Raw genomic sequence first — 13,698 nt, 5'->3', positions numbered from 1 at the left:
ATCCAGCCGGAGCCGGTGAGGTCGGCTCCGGCCAGGCGGGAAGGGCCGGCCAGGCACTCGGCCCGCAGGTCCACGCTCGGATCACTGGAACTGGTTCACTGTGTCCAATCCACTGGGCCCAATCCACTGGGCCGGTTCACTGATCCCGGTTCACTGGGGCGCGGCTCGCGCGGCCCTGATCACCGGCTCCCGTTTCACCCCGCCTGGTTCCCCCGGCCTGATTCACGGGGCCGGTTCGAGGGCCTCCTTGCCATACACGGTCAGCTCGTCGTCACCCGAGGCGGGCGGCTTCGGCGTACGGCGCATGCGCTCCTTGAGCCGCTCCACCATCGTGTAGAGCGTCGGCACCAGCACCAGCGTCAGCAGCGTCGAGGAGATCAGGCCGCCGATCACGACGATGGCCAGCGGCTGGGAGATGAACCCACCCGAACCGGTCACGCCCAGCGCCATCGGGGTGAGCGCGCAGATCGTCGCGATCGCGGTCATCAGGATCGGGCGAAGTCGCCGCCGGCCGCCCTCCATGACCGCCTCCACCACGCCAAGCCCCTGCTCGCGATACTGGTTGATCAGGTCGATCAGCACGATCGCGTTGGTGACGACGATGCCGATCAGCATCAGCATGCCGATCAGCGCGGGCACGCCGAGCGCCGTGTCGGTGGCCAGCAGCAGCCCGATCGCGCCGGTCGCCGCGAACGGGATCGACACCAGCAGGATCAGCGGCTGCACCAGGCTGCGGAACGTCGCCACCATGATCATGAAGACGATCGCCACCGCGAGCAGCATGGCCAGCCCCAGGTCGGCGAACGCGTCCTGCTGCTGGGAGCTCGCCCCGCCGATCTTGTACGTCACCCCGGCCGGCAGCGTCAGCGTCTTCAGCGTGTCGGTGACCTTCGTGGTGATCGCGCCGAGGTTGGACGCGTCGGCGGTGCCGGACACCGTGGCGGTGCGGTCGCCGTCCTGCCGGGTGATCTGGGTCGGGCCGTCGGCCTTCACCACGTCGGCGACGTCGCCGAGCTTCACCAGGCCCGTCGCCGTGGGGATCTCGAGCTTCCTGATCGCGGCGATGTCGTCGGGCGCGTCACCGGCGGCGCGCAGGATCACGTCGTTGGAGCGGCCGCCGACGTCGATCGAGCCGACCGGCGCGCCGCGGAACGCCTGCGCGACCAGCTGCCCGATCCCGGCCTCGGTCAGGCCCCTGGCGGCGGCCTTCTCCCGGTCCACGTGCACCTCGACCCGCGGGACGCTGTCTTCGAGGTTGGAGGCCACGTCGCGCAGTCCGTCGATCTTGGCCATGGCGTCGCGCACCGTGGTGGCCGCCGTCTTCAGCGCGGCCTGGTCCGAGCCCTGCACGATGACCTGCACCTGGTCGGAGTTGAACCCGCCGCCGCTGCCGCCGACCGTGACGTCGCCGATCCCCGTCAGGCCCTTGAGACGCTGCCGCAGCCGGTCCTCCAGCGCGGAGGTGTCCTCGCCCTCCTTCAGCGTGACGGAGAACGACGCGCGGTCCGCGCCGCCGCCCACCCCGCCGAGGAAGCGGTTGCCGCCGCCGACCGTCACCTGATAGGACTTCACGCCCCCGTCGGCCTCCAGCACCGCCTCGACCTTCTTGGCCGCCGCGTCGGTGGTCGCCAGGTCGGTGCCGGCCGGCATCCGCTGGCTGATCTGCGTGGTGTCGTTGCCCGAGTTGTCGAGGAAGTTCGTCTTCAGGTTGGGCGCCAGCGCCATCGTCGCGGCGAACACCACCACCCCGATCAGCACGGTGACCAGGCGCCGCCGCGTCGCGAACCGCAGCACCGGCAGGTAGATCCGCTGCAGCGGGCTGCGCAGCTCCTTGCGTTCGGCGTCCTCGCGTGCGGCCTGCATCTCCTGCGGGGTGAGCGACGGCGCCTTGAGGAACCAGTAGGCCAGCACCGGGATGACGGTCAGCGCCACCAGCAGCGACGCCAGCAGAGCCACGGTCACCGTGATGGCGAACGGGCTGAACAGCTGCCCCACCATCCCGCCGACGAAGGCGATCGGCAGGAACACCGCGACCGTCGTGAGCGTCGAGGCGGTCACCGCGCCGGACACCTCGCGTACCGCGCCGAGGATCGCCCGCCGCTTCTCCTCGCCGTAGGCGAGATGGCGTTTGATGTTCTCCAGCACCACGATCGAGTCGTCGACCACGCGGCCCACGGCGATCGTCAGCGCCCCCAGCGTCAGCAGGTTCAGCGAGTAGTCGCCGATCCACAGCGCGATCAGCGCGATCACCACCGACAGCGGGATCGACACGGCCGTGACCAGGGTCGAGCGGACCGACAGCAGGAACACCAGGATCACGAGCACGGCGAACGCGAGGCCCAGCAGGCCCTCGGTGGTGAGATCCTCGATGGACCGCTCGACGTACGGCGCCTGGTCGAACACCACGGTCAGCTCGGCGGTGTCGCCGAGGGCCCGGGTCAGGTCCGGCAGCGCGTCGTTCACCGCGTGGGAGATCTGCACGGCGTTGCCGTCGGGCACCATCGTGATCGACACGCCGAGGCTCGGGGTGCCGTTGGTGCGGGTGAACGTGGTCGCGGAGGCGTCCACGACCTTGATGTCGGCCACGTCCCCGAGCTTGACCGGCTTCGGCCGGGCCCCGGCGGCGCGGGCCTGCGCCGCAGCCGCTGCCGTGGACGTCCCCGGCACGGCGGCGCCGCCTTGTCCCGCGCCCTGCCCTCCGGCCCGGCCCGCCGTCTGTCCGGCGGCCTGACCCGGGGTCGCGCCGCCGCGCTGCCCGGCCGCGGCGCCCTGACCACCCGCCGCGGGCGCGAGGGGGGTCAGGTAGAGGTTCTCCAGGTCCTTCACCGTACGGACCGGGTCGCCGATCTGCACGGTCAGCGACTTGCCGTCCTCGGTCAGCGTGCCGGCCGGGATGGAGACCCCGTTGGACCGCAGGAGATCGGGAATGGCCGCGGCCGACAGCCCCAGCAGGGCGAGCCTGCCCTGGTCGGGGGTGATGACGACCTGCTGCTCGGCGGCGCCGCTGACGGTGACGTCGCGGACGCCCTCGATCGACTGCAGCTCTGGCACCATGATCTTCTCGATCTTGTCGGCCATGGCGTGCTGGTCGCCGCCGTCGCCCACCGCGATCGCCATCACCGGGATGTCGTCGGTGCTGCCCGCGACCACCTGCGGATCGACGTCGGCCGGAAGCTGCGCCTTGATGCGGCTGACGGCCTGCTGCATCTTCCCGATCATCTGGTCGATGTCGGTGCCGTACTCATACGCCACCTGCACCTGCGACATCCCTTCGCGGGATGTGGAGGTGATGTCGGTGACGCCGGCGATACCCTGGAACGCGCTCTCGATCGGCTTGGTGACCTGCTCCTCGACGATCTCGGGAGCGGCACCCGGATAACTCGCCACCGTGAACGCCGCCGGGAACTCCAGCGACGGGAAAAGCTGTTGTTTCAGCGAGGGAATCGCGAACAAGCCGAAACCCGCGAGCACCACCGCAATCATGATCACGAGAGTGCGGTTGCCAAGGCTCAGCCTGGCCAAGGAGGTCATGCGAGCTCCTGACATCGGGGGAAACTATTTTCCCAAGCCTAACACTTCGCATCATGCGAACATTCAGCGGTCGCATTAACGGCTGGTAACCTCTTGACCCGAGAGGTGACAGTGAACGACAGCCCAGCCGAGCGGCGCACCGGAACCGGTGCGGCGTCCGCCCCCCGCCCGCAGGACGCCCCCGCCCCCCACGGGGAGATCGGGGAGGACGCCGAGCGCGGGTGCCTCATCACCCGCCTCGCGGAACTGCAGCGCAGCATGGGCCGCTTCTTCGCCCGCGACCGCTCGATGCCGCTGCTCGCCTCCACCCTCACGATGCAGCAGCTCAAGGTCGTCATGTTCCTGTCGTTCGCCGGATCCACCTCCGGGCAGGAGCTCGCCCGCCACCTCGGCGTCGGCCTGGCCACCGTCACCGGCATCGTCGACCGCGTGGTGGCCCAGGGCCTGGCCAGCCGGCACGAGGACCCCCACGACCGCCGCGTACGCCGGGTCGAGCTCACCGAGGCCGGGCGGCGGCTCACCAGCGAGATCGTCGAGGCCGGCACCGGAGGCTACATCCGCCTCCTGCGGCGCCTCGACACCGAGACCCTGCGCACCATGGAGACGGTGATGCGCAAGATCGAGGACGTGATGCGCGAGATGCACGCCGAAGACGCCGACCCGACCGGCCCGACCGCCTGACCTGCTCCTCGGCCTGCCTCTCGTCTCGCCCTCCGGCCCGTCCGCCGGGCCCGCCCCGGCCTGCTGGTACCTTCCGGCGACATGCCGACCTACATCGAGGAACTCTTCTCACTCACCGGCCGGGTCGCCCTCGTCACCGGAGGCAGCTCCGGCATCGGATACGCCATCGCCGAGGCGCTCGGACGCGCCGGAGCGGCCGTGGTCCTGGTCGCCAGGCGGCAGAAGGAGCTCACCGAGGCCGTCGACCGGCTCCACGGCCTCGGCGTGCGCGCCGCCGCCATCAGCGCCGACCTCGGCGACCGCGCCGGCGTCGCCCGCGTGTGCGAGGAGGCGGGCGGCTTCTTCGGCGAGATCGACATACTCGTCAACGACGCCGCCAACAACATCAGAAAGCCCATGGCAGAGCTGACCCCCGGCGACTACGACCAGACCATCGCCGTCAACCTCACCGCGCCGTTCCTGCTCGGGCAGCACTTCGGCCCCCGCATGGCCGCCCGGGGCCGGGGCCGCATCATCAACATCGGCTCCCAGCAGTCGATCAGCGCATTCGGCGACAGCGGCGTGTACGGCACGGCCAAGGCCGGCATCTGCGGGCTGACCCGCTCCCAGGCCGAGGCGTGGTCGGCGCGCGGGGTCACCAGCAACACGCTCATCCCCGGCTTCATCCTGACCCCGCTGACCGCGCCCGCCCAGGCCGTGCCCGGACGGGTGGAGCAGATGGCCGCCCGCACCATGACCGGCCGCAACGGCGTCCCCGACGACTTCCGCGGCGTGGCCGTCTTCCTCGCCTCCGACTCCTCGTCGTACGTCACCGGCCAGGCCATCTGCGTCGACGGCGGCTTCAGCGTCCACTAGAAGCACCGTCCACCAGAAAGCACCGTCCACCAGAAAGCACCGTCCACCAGAAAGCGCTGTCCACCGGAAGTCCGCTGGAAAGCGCGGCCCCGGTTGACCTGCGGGTTTCCGGGGCCGTGGCCGACCGCTGATCGCTACTTGGCCCCGCGCCGCAGCTACCGGGTTCCAGGCCGGGTATGAGGGTCACGTCCCGGCGCAACCGGACGAGCGACAGCGAACGCCGGGGCAGGAACAGGAAGGCACGCACCGAGATGTCCCGCTCCCGCGCGCGCGACCCGCGCGACACCAAGGTCCCCGCGCAGGTCTCCGCGCTGGGCCGCTCGACCCGGCGGCTGGTCGTGGCCGCGCTCGTGATCGCCGCGGCGGGGGTCGTGGTCGCCCAGCCGGCGACGGCCCGCGTCGCCCCGCACCACTCCCGCGCGAAGCTCGGTGTCACGCGCACGCCCGGTCCGGGCGGAGGCGGCGGGCAGATGGGCAGAAGAGGACGTACGGGCGGCGGCCAGGTCATCAGGGGCGGTCGTGCGGGCGGTGGCCAAGGGCAGTCCGGCGCGGGCCATTACAACCAGAACCTGACCGGCGTCATCAGCCCCGCCTTCGTGCGGGGCCGGGCGCAGCAGGCCATCACCGACCACGGCAGGTTCGACGTGGAGGCCGGCTTCTGCGCAACCGACCCGGACATATGCTCGATCGTCCAGGACATGCCGATCCGCCACAGCTCGTGACGCGACGGGACCGGCGCGCTATCACCGGATCGCGATCCTCGTCGCGGCGCTGATCTCCGCCGAGGCCGGGGCCGGCGCGATCACCCCGGAGGAGTACGAACAGGGCATGGAGCAGTTCCGCGTCGCGGTCCTCGGCGCCGACCCCGGACGCTTCCCGGCCCTGGCCCACTTCGCCCGCGACATCCGCCCTCTCGGGGCCGACCGCCGCGCCGCGTTCGAGGAGATCCTCGCCGCCCACCTCGCCCAGATCGAGACCCAGGTCTAGACGGGTCGAGGCGGGGATCAAGGCGCGGGCATGAGCCCGGCCTCACCGTCGGGAACGGGCTGCTATTCGGCGCGCATGCGTCCGACCTCGGATTGGAAGACCTCCTGCGTACGGCTCAGGAAGGTGGCGATCAGCTCCAGCTGCTCGTCGGTGTAGTCGTCCATCGCCCCCCGCCACGCCTGGACGAACGGCCGGAACACCGGCGCGACGTCCTGCGCCGCCTGCCGCACCTGGAGCGTGACCATGACCTTGCGGCGGTCGGAGCCGTCGCGCTCGCGCCGCACGTAGCCGGCCGCCTCCAGCCGGTCGATCACCCCGGTGACGGACGCGGTCGTGATGCCCGCGCGCCCGGCCAGTTCGCCGGCCGTCATCGGGCCGTCGCTGAGCAGGTTGAGGCAGTGCAGGTCGGTCGTGTTCACGCCGATCCGTTCGGCCGCGGCCTGGCTCATCGCGACCGACCACGCGCCCGTGCGGCGCAGCCCGTCGAGCAATTGGTCCATGAGCTCGGCGCGCCTTGACACGACCACACCAACTCCTTAGCCTTCCAAATATCTAGGAAACCTAGAGATATGACTCTCTAGTGACTAGTTTAGCGGGAGGATTCCATGATCAAAGACGTGATCAAGCGCTTCTACGACGAGGTGCTCAACGCCGACGACCTCGATGTCGCCGACGAGATCGTCGGCCCGGACTTCGCACCCCGCGCCGGTTCCGTACGCGGCCCGGAGGCGCTCAAGGAGACCGCCCGCTACCTCCGCAGCGCGGTGCCCGACCTGCACTTCGACGTCGAAGACATGATCGCCGAAGGCGACCGGGTGGCCACCCGGTGGACGCTGCGCGGCACGCACCAGGGCGACTTCTTCGGCTTCCCCGCCACCGGCGGCCCGCTGGAGGTGCACGCCTGCGTCGTCTTCCGGCTGGAGGACGGCAAGGTGGCCGAGATCTGGCCGGTCATCGACTCCAGCTCGCTCCCGCGCGCCGCGTGACGCACGTCGTGACCTGATCCCGGCCCCGGGGAGCTCCGGCCGGCCCGCCGAAGCCCCCCGGCGGGCCGGCCGGGCACTCATTGCATCCGGGGGGCGACCGATTCGGCGGAGACGGTGACCTCGACGGTGATGTACGGATTGTCCGGCCGCGGGAGCCGCAGCCCGCGTGTGAACTCCTCCACGTCGTCCGGCATCACCTTCGGCTGAACGACGACCTTGACCCGTCCGGTCTCCTCATCCGCGTACGCCGTCATCGTGGCCACCTCGGGACGGGATCCGAGCCGGGAGACGACGGCGTCCTGCACCCGCCGGAGCTCCGCGGCCGAAAATCCCTTGCCGCCGATCAGGGTGACCTCCAGTGGAAGGGTCCTGGCCAGCTCGATCGCCCGAGCCGGGATGCGGCCCTTGAAGCCGACGCGCAGCCCCCGCTGGTCGTCGACGTATCGGACGCCGGAGATCTCATCAGGGAACTGCGCGTTGAGCTTGTCGATCACCCGTTGGTTGGACGACTGCGCGCCGAACCGGTCGATGGCCTCCTCGTAGGAGAGCCCTTCCGACCTGGCGATGGCGCCCAGGTCGACCAGCTCGGCGTACGGAATGCCGTCGATCGTCACCTCCGGCTCGGTCGCCGCCGGGTCGTACCCCTCGAAGTCCGTGGGCCTGGGCGACGAGGTGGCGGCCATCCGGGCCGCGTACCGCCGGACCACCTCCTCCAGAGCCGCCCCGACTCCGCCGCCTCTCGCTTGAGCCGCTCCAGGGTGGGCCGATGCGCCGCAGGCCGGCCGGCACGCGGCAAGACGATCGTCTCGGTCCCGCCCACGGTGGACACCGGACCGGCACCGGACCGGCCGCAGGCGCACACCATCACGAGCAGTGCGATGACGGCCAAACGCGATCTCTTCATACCTCCGGGACGCGCCACCGGCACGGCGGGTTCAACCGAGCGGTTCCCTATCACTGATAGGGAACTCTATCACTGATAAGGTCTGGCGGGGAGGTGCCGGAATTGGCTCTGGACAAGCAGCGGATCGTCGCCGAAGCGGTCGCGCTCCTCGACGCGGAGGGTCTCGACGGCGTCACCACGCGCAAACTGGCCGCCCGGCTCGGCGTACAGTCGCCGACCCTCTATTGGCACTTCCCGAACAAGGCCGCGCTGGTCACCGCGATCGCCGAGGCGATCCTGGAGCAGCAGTTCCCCGAGCCGGAACCGGCCGCGCCCGAGGAGCACTGGCAGGACTGGCTGATCGGCCTGGCCGGGCGGCTGCGCCGCGCGCTGCTGACCCACCCGGACGGAGCCCGCATCATCGCGGTCTCCCAGCTGTCCCTCAAGATGGCCGGCATCTCGGAACTGGCGATGAGCACGCTGGTCGGGCGCGGCATACCCCTGCCGCAGGCCCGCCTCATCGTCTTGACGGTGTTGCGCTTCACCGTCGGCTACGTCCTGGAGGAACAGGCCGGCCGTCCCGACGCGGAGGCCCTCGACGGCTTCGACATGGCCGCGTACGCCGCGGCGCACCCCACCGTCATGGCCGGTGTGACCGAGTATTTCCAGCCCGGCCGCACCGTCGACGACCTGTTCCGCGACTGCGTGGAGCTGATCGTCCGCGGTCCCGCCGCACAGACCGGCCCCGCGTCCTGACCTTTGGCGCGCGGGAGTCCGCGTGAAAGCCGATCCCGGCACCACGGAATTCCGCGTGAAAGTTGCACGACCCGCCTAACTCCGCCGCAGCTCAGGGCCCTGCCGAGGGGCCTCCGCTTGACCGTTTCAGTACGTCCTGATCACGATCGCACGAGCAAGATCCTCAAGAAAAAAGGGACGTTATGAGCACCCTGCGCATCGCCAGGCCGGCCATCGCATTTGTCACGGGCGCAGCGGTGGCCGCCCAGGTCCTCACCGGCGTACCCGCCGCGACCGCCGACACCGCGCCCGGCACCACGCCCGTCACCGTCACCGTCAACACCCGCGCGGGCCTGGCCGCCGTGTCCGACACCGCCGTGGGCACCAACCACGCGATCTGGGACAGCAACCTCGGCACGAACGAGACCGCCGACCTCCTCAAGGCCGCCGGCGTGAAGATGCTGCGCTACCCGGGCGGGTCGTACTCCGACATCTACCACTGGAAGACCCACACCGCCCCCGGCGGCTACGTCGCCCCCGGCACCGACTTCGACACCTTCATCAGCGGAGCCAGGCGCACCGGCGCCCAGCCGATCATCATCGCCAACTACGGCACCGGCACCGCTCAGGAGGCCGCCGACTGGGTCGAGTACGCCAACGTCACCAAGAAGTACGGCGTGAAGTTCTGGGAGATCGGCAACGAGAACTACGGCAACGGCCATTACGGCGCCGACTGGGAGGCCGACGACCACGCCGACAAGAGCCCGGCCGAATACGCCAGGAACCTCATCGAGTATTCCGACGCCATGAAGGCCGTCGACCCCACCATCAAGATCGGCGCGGTGCTCACCACCCCCGCCAACTGGCCCGACGGCATCGTCGCCGAAGGCGACCAGGCCACCTGGAACGACACCGTCCTGTCGATGGCCGCCTCGAAGATCGACTTCGTCATCCTGCACTGGTATCCGCCGTACAGCGACGCGGCCGACGTCCTCACCAAGACCGCCCACATCCCCGACATGATCTACCTGGTCCGCAAGCAGATCGCCAAGCACGCCGGCGCCCGCGCCGGTGACATCGGCATCGCGGTGACCGAGATCAACAGCGGGATCGCGCCGAACACCCAGCCCGGCGCGCTGTTCGCCGCCGACGCCTACGCCGGCCTCCTGGAACAGGGCGTCTTCACCGTCGACTGGTGGAACGTCCACAACGGCATCGGCACCGTCACCACCGTCGCCGGCCAGACCGACTACGGCGACTTCGGCATGCTGTCCAGCGGCGGATGCTCCGGCGACACCTGCGAACCCCCGCTGAACACGCCCTTCGCCCCCTACCACGCGCTGTCCATGATCAGCTCGTTCGCCCGCCCCGGCGACCGGTTCGTCCGCGCCGCCACCGACGAGCCGCTGGTCGCCGCGCACGCCGTACGCCGCGCCGACGGCGACCTCGCCGTCCTGCTGATCAACCGCGACCCGGACGCCGAACACCAGGTGAAGATCGACTACGCGGGATTCGCCCCCGCCGCCGGAGCGCCCACCGTGCGGACCCTCACCAACGGCGCCACCTCGATCAGCACCGGCCAGACCGGCACGGCCACCGCCCAGACACTCCCGCCGTACTCGCTGACCACGCTGGTGCTGCACCCGGCCACCGCCACCACCGGCGCCCCCACCGCCCCCGGACAGCCCGCCGCGAGCGGCGTCACCGACAAGACCGCCACGATCACCTGGCCCGCCGCCCAGCCCGGCGCGAGCCCCATCGCCAAGTATGAGATCCACCGCCAGAACGGCGCCGTCACCGAACAACTCGGCGAGACCTCCGGCACCTCCTTCACGGTCCGCAACCTCGTCCCCGGCACCCGCTACACGGTCAACGTCATCACCCGCGACACCGCCGGCCGGGTCTCCTGGGCCTCCCCGCCGCTCACCTTCGCCACCGGCAGCCCCGACGAGAGCTCCTGCTCGGTACGCCTGACCGACACCAACGACTGGGGCAACGGGTTCGTCGCCACCGTGGACGTCACCAACACCGGCACGGCCGCCATCGACGGCTGGACGCTCCACTTCACCTGGCCCACCGCCTGGCAGAGCGTCAGCAGCGGATGGAGCGCCAACTGGACGCAGACCGGGACCTCGGTGACCGTCACCAACACCCCGGACAACGGCAAGCTCGCCCCCGGCGCGAGCACCTCCATGGGCTTCGTCGGCGCCTACAGCGGCCCCAACGTGTTCCCGACCGCCTTCACCCTGAACGGCACCCTCTGCACCGCACAGTGAACCTCTCCACCGCACAGTGAACCTCCGCACCGCACGTGAACACAGCCCCATGATCGCCGACTTGACTTAGAGCGCGCTCTAACTCCCAGACTGGTCCCCATGGACGAGGGCATGACCATCGCGCAGGTAGCGCAGCGTACCGGCCTTACCGCCCACACGCTGCGCTACTACGAACGCACCGGACTCATGCTGGAGCCGCCGCCGCGCGGCGGCAACGGCCACCGGCGCTACACCGAGCGGGACGCCGAATGGATCGCGCTGCTCACCCGCCTGCGGGCGAGCGGCATGCCCATCGCCGCGATGCGCCGGTACGCCGAGCTCGTCCGCAGGGGCCGGGACACGTACGTGGCCCGCAAGGAGATGCTCGAGGCCCACCGGGCCGACGTGATCGCCAAAATCGAGCAGCTTCGAAGCGATCTCGAGATCGTCGACCAGAAGATCGATCTCTACGCCGCAAAATCAGGGGAGAAGAATGAAGCAGCACACACTCGGCCAGGGCCTCCGCACCTCGGCGCTCGGCCTTGGCTGCATGGGGATGAGCGACTTCTACGGCCCGGGTGACGAGGCCGAATCGATCCGCACTCTCCACCGCGCGCTCGACCTGGGGATCACCCTCCTCGACACCTCCGACGCGTACGGGCCGTTCACCAACGAGAGGCTCGTCGGGAAGGCGATCGCCGACCGGCGCGACCAGGTCGTGCTGGCCACCAAGTTCGGCATCGAGCGCCTGCCCGACGGCACCCGCGTGGGCATCAACGGCCGCCCCGACTACGTACGCCGCTGCTGCGACGCCTCGCTGGAGCGGCTCGGAGTCGACCACATCGACCTGTACTACCAGCACCGCATCGATCCAGGCGTCCCCGTCGAGGAGACCTGGGGTGCCATGAAGGAGCTGGTCGAGGCCGGCAAGGTCCGCCACCTCGGCATCTCCGAGGCCGCGCCCGCCACCGTGCGCCGCGCGCACGCCGTCCACCCGGTCACCGCGGGACAGTACGAATACTCGCTGTTCACCCGGGACATCGAGAACGAACTGCTGCCCACGCTCCGGGAGCTCGGCATCGGCCTGGTGGCCTACAGCCCCCTCGGACGCGGCCTGCTGACCGGCGCGTTCACGAACACCGGGGAACTGTCCGGCGACGACTTCCGCCACCACAACCCCCGCTGGCAGGGCGACAACTTCGCCGCCAACCAGGCCCTCGTGGCCAAGGTCGGCGAGATCGCCGTTACGCTCGGCGCGACCCCGGCGCAGGTGGCCCTCGCCTGGGTGCTCACCAGGGCCGGGGACGACGTCGTGCCGATCCCCGGCACCAAGCGGGTCGTCCGGCTGGAGGAGAACGTCGCGGCCCTGGCCGTCAAGTTCGAGCCGGAGCACCTCGACGCGCTCGACTCCCTCGCCGGTGAGCGGTACGACCCCGCCGGGATGAGCACCCTCAACCACTGACCGGCAACCGGGGAGCCCGGCACGAGCCCCGCGCCGGGCTCCCCGGTTGTTGAGGGCTGGTTTTTTTAAAGTTGATCTTGGTTTTCCAGCAGTCTGGTGCCTTTACAAAGTAGATCTGATCTATGCGAGCGCTCGCCGAGGCCGCACCGATGGTCAGGAGCTACTCAGTGCCCCCTCAGTCATCGGCGGCCTGCACGGCGGCGGCGATCGGTTCGAGCCCCGCGATCAGCTCGTCGAGCTCGTCCGCGCTGAGCACGTCGTACGCCGGAGCCGCCAGCTCGTCGGTGAGGGCCTCGATTCGCCGCCTGGTCTCCCTGCCGGCGTCGGTGAACCCGCCGGCGGCGTCCACGAGGCCGCGGTCGCGGAGCCCGTCGACGACGGCCGCCAGCCGCGCCTTGGGCAGGTGGTGGATCCGGCCGAAGTCCTCCGCCATCATCCCGAGGGACAGAGCCATCAGGACATGGGCCTCGGTGCCGCCGATACCGTGGGCGACGAGGGCGGCGTTGTGCCCGTCTCCGCGGTGCTCCCGCAGCAGCGTCGCCGCGTGCCACAGCCTGGCCACCGGCTCCTCGGGCACGTCGAGCGCCCGGAGCCCCGCGTACAGCGGCCTGCCCTCGGGCGGCGCGCTGACCGCTGCTCGGGTGGCGAGGTCGGCGATCCGCACCACGGCGGGAAAGCCGGCCCACTCCCCCAGCAGTTGCCGCAGGGCGGTGGCGCTGGCCTGCTCGCGTACGGCGATCGCCTCCTCCGGAGTGATCTTCCCCCACACCCAGGGGATGTGGCGTGCCACCTCGCCCTCGGCGAAGTTGTAGAAGACCGCGTGCACCACCTCTGCCGGCGCCGCCCCCAGCGGTGCGGCCCGGCCCGCGAAATACCCGTCCCAGTAGTTGCGCATGCCGAGGGCCAGGAACGCCTCGTTCACCACCTCGGAGAAGGTGACGGTGCCGATCGGCTCGACGAGCTCGAACATGCGGTGGACCTTGGCCGGCGGGTGAGACAGCATCGGTCGGCATCTCCCTTTTGGTCGTGGCAGCACCCTCGTGGGTGACCGCTCACCCAAGCTACGAACGGCGCGGCCCGGATCCGACACCTCCGCCGGACGGCCGGTCTCGAAGACCGAGGTTTTCTGAAACCGCAGGAGGCCGGTCGTCGCTCGCGAGCTGCGTGCGGCCGAGCGCGCCGCTTTCGTTGCCGCCTTCCTGAGTTCGCCTTTCGTCGGCGGCGTCTCCATGGCCGGCCGATGCCGCGGTACAGCGCGGACGGGGGCCGGCACCGCAGAACTTGCCGCATGCGGTTGTAACATCTATGGTTACGACCAGAGTC

The 13,698-nt window shown here is 70.3% G+C and carries 13 protein-coding genes; 9 read left to right on the top strand and 4 right to left on the bottom strand.

All coding sequences use genetic code 11. The features are described 5' to 3' along the window. Positions 1-222: 222 nt before the first annotated feature. A complete protein-coding gene (locus FLV34_RS32625) occupies positions 223-3,531 on the bottom strand; it encodes an efflux RND transporter permease subunit (RefSeq protein ID WP_147944924.1) in 3,309 nt (1,102 codons plus the stop codon). 111 nt (positions 3,532-3,642) lie between these two features. Here FLV34_RS32625 and FLV34_RS32620 point away from each other — a divergent pair, with 111 nt between their 5' ends. The 4 genes from FLV34_RS32620 to FLV34_RS41885 all read left to right on the top strand — a co-directional run bounded on the left by FLV34_RS32620 (position 3,643) and on the right by FLV34_RS41885 (position 6,054). Continuing rightward, complete coding sequence (locus FLV34_RS32620) at positions 3,643-4,212, top strand: MarR family winged helix-turn-helix transcriptional regulator (protein WP_261985982.1); 570 nt, start codon at positions 3,643-3,645, stop codon at positions 4,210-4,212. Between the two features lie 81 nt (positions 4,213-4,293). Next, positions 4,294-5,067, top strand: a complete 774-nt coding sequence (locus FLV34_RS32615; RefSeq protein WP_142651714.1) for an SDR family NAD(P)-dependent oxidoreductase — start codon at positions 4,294-4,296, stop codon at positions 5,065-5,067. Between the two features lie 176 nt (positions 5,068-5,243). Continuing rightward, on the top strand, positions 5,244-5,789 hold the full coding sequence (locus FLV34_RS32610) for a hypothetical protein (protein WP_147944923.1): 546 nt from the start codon (positions 5,244-5,246) through the stop codon (positions 5,787-5,789). A gap of 106 nt (positions 5,790-5,895) precedes the next feature. Then, complete coding sequence (locus tag FLV34_RS41885; RefSeq protein WP_205831114.1) at positions 5,896-6,054, top strand: hypothetical protein; 159 nt, start codon at positions 5,896-5,898, stop codon at positions 6,052-6,054. A 62-nt stretch (positions 6,055-6,116) separates the two neighbouring features. On the opposite strand, the gene FLV34_RS32600 is transcribed toward FLV34_RS41885, so the two are convergent. Beyond that, positions 6,117-6,581 carry a MarR family winged helix-turn-helix transcriptional regulator gene (locus tag FLV34_RS32600; protein ID WP_142651712.1) on the bottom strand — a complete coding sequence of 155 codons (465 nt, stop codon included), beginning with the start codon at positions 6,579-6,581 and terminating at the stop codon, positions 6,117-6,119. A 78-nt stretch (positions 6,582-6,659) separates the two neighbouring features. Between FLV34_RS32600 and FLV34_RS32595 the strand changes: the two genes are divergently transcribed. Continuing rightward, positions 6,660-7,040, top strand: coding sequence for an ester cyclase (locus FLV34_RS32595; protein WP_142651711.1), 381 nt, complete (start codon positions 6,660-6,662; stop codon positions 7,038-7,040). Between the two features lie 77 nt (positions 7,041-7,117). Here the strand turns inward: FLV34_RS32595 and FLV34_RS32590 are convergent, their stop codons facing one another. Continuing rightward, positions 7,118-7,747, bottom strand: a complete 630-nt coding sequence (locus tag FLV34_RS32590; protein ID WP_147944922.1) for a hypothetical protein — start codon at positions 7,745-7,747, stop codon at positions 7,118-7,120. Between the two features lie 299 nt (positions 7,748-8,046). Between FLV34_RS32590 and FLV34_RS32585 the strand changes: the two genes are divergently transcribed. The 4 genes from FLV34_RS32585 to FLV34_RS32570 all read left to right on the top strand — a co-directional run bounded on the left by FLV34_RS32585 (position 8,047) and on the right by FLV34_RS32570 (position 12,375). After that, the gene (locus FLV34_RS32585) at positions 8,047-8,679 is read left to right on the top strand and encodes a TetR/AcrR family transcriptional regulator C-terminal domain-containing protein (RefSeq protein WP_147944921.1); all 633 of its coding nucleotides are present in this window, start codon (positions 8,047-8,049) and stop codon (positions 8,677-8,679) included. A gap of 182 nt (positions 8,680-8,861) precedes the next feature. After that, the gene (locus tag FLV34_RS32580; protein ID WP_147944920.1) at positions 8,862-10,934 is read left to right on the top strand and encodes a cellulose binding domain-containing protein; all 2,073 of its coding nucleotides are present in this window, start codon (positions 8,862-8,864) and stop codon (positions 10,932-10,934) included. A gap of 99 nt (positions 10,935-11,033) precedes the next feature. Beyond that, entirely contained in the window at positions 11,034-11,495 is a 462-nt protein-coding gene (locus FLV34_RS32575; protein WP_142651707.1) for a MerR family transcriptional regulator, read from the top strand. Further along, positions 11,407-12,375, top strand: coding sequence for an aldo/keto reductase (locus FLV34_RS32570; RefSeq protein WP_147944919.1), 969 nt, complete (start codon positions 11,407-11,409; stop codon positions 12,373-12,375). Before FLV34_RS32575 ends, FLV34_RS32570 begins: the two co-directional genes overlap by 89 nt. Positions 12,376-12,550: 175 nt before the next feature. Here FLV34_RS32570 and FLV34_RS32565 read toward each other — a convergent pair whose 3' ends face one another. Then, on the bottom strand, positions 12,551-13,378 hold the full coding sequence (locus FLV34_RS32565) for a MarR family winged helix-turn-helix transcriptional regulator (RefSeq protein WP_222709701.1): 828 nt from the start codon (positions 13,376-13,378) through the stop codon (positions 12,551-12,553). Positions 13,379-13,698: the final 320 nt, after the last annotated feature.

It is taken from the genome of Microbispora sp. CSR-4 (assembly GCF_008033685.1).
Taxonomy (GTDB): domain Bacteria; phylum Actinomycetota; class Actinomycetes; order Streptosporangiales; family Streptosporangiaceae; genus Microbispora.
The sequence above is the reverse complement of the archived record's forward strand: the minus strand, read 5'-3'. Positions and strand labels throughout refer to the sequence as shown.